Source organism: Candidatus Hydrogenedentota bacterium (assembly GCA_016791475.1).
Classification (GTDB): domain Bacteria; phylum Hydrogenedentota; class Hydrogenedentia; order Hydrogenedentales; family JAEUWI01; genus JAEUWI01.
The window spans coordinates 1-966 of sequence record JAEUWI010000118.1 but is presented as its reverse complement, the minus strand read 5'-3'; the positions used below and the strand labels follow the sequence as shown (position 1 = coordinate 966).

The following is a 966-nucleotide window of genomic DNA, read 5'->3' as shown; positions in this document are numbered from 1 at the left end:
TCCCAATGATGGACCCAATGCTGTATTATGGATAGCGATAATGGCACGCAAGCCAGTTTCTTTGTCATAGCAATGAACAATCTGCTCATGTTCCATTTCGCTGAGGACTGAAAAAAGATTTGAAGTTAACTCCATTTGTAATGTTTAATGCTTAATTTTAAATTTTAAATGTTTGATTTTGTTTATAAACAGATTGAGTGTTTAAATTGGCATGTTAAGGGGTTTAGATTTAAAAAGTTTAATTGATTGCAGCTATAGGAATAAATTTCATAATCATTCTTCACTTTTTATACTTACCGATTTTTACTTTTTAAATTCTACTTTTTACATTCCACTTTCAACTTTTTCCTTTTACCTTTTACCTTTCCACTTTCCACTTTCCACTTTCCACTTTCCACATTCAACTAAACTGCTTCTCCCATGCTTCTTCTACAGCCTTAGCTATAATTTCTGGTACATTCTTATCAAGCGCATTTGGCAATAAATTTTCTTTACTCGGATTCGCAACCATTTCACTCAAAGCCAGCGCTGCAGCTATTTTCATTTCATTGGTTATTCTATTGGCCTTTGTCCTTAATGCACCTTTGAATATTCCAGGAAAGGCTAGGACATTATTCACTTGATTCGGTAAATCGCTCCGACCTGTTCCTACAATGGCTGCCCCACCTTTATAAGCTTCTTCAGGCATTATTTCAGGAATCGGATTCGCCATAGCAAATACGATAGGATCCTTATACATTGTCTGAATATCCTCAGCTGTCAATAAATTGCCAGAACTGACTCCAATAAACACATCAGCACCTACGATGGCATCTTTGACTGTGCCATTCATATTATTTATATTGGAGAATTTCAATAATTCTTTTTTAGAAGTATTGAGGTCTTTTCGGTCTCTACTGATAATACCAAGGGTATCGCACATGATGACATCGCGAACTGGAGTACAATAAGTTTTATCATAATCGA

At 35.4% G+C, this 966-nt stretch carries 1 protein-coding gene; it reads right to left on the bottom strand.

The window, feature by feature from the left end:
- Nucleotides 1–400: 400 nt before the first annotated feature.
- Nucleotides 401–966: NAD-dependent malic enzyme (locus JNK74_28165; protein MBL7650064.1), on the bottom strand; the 566-nt coding region annotated here is incomplete at its 5' end.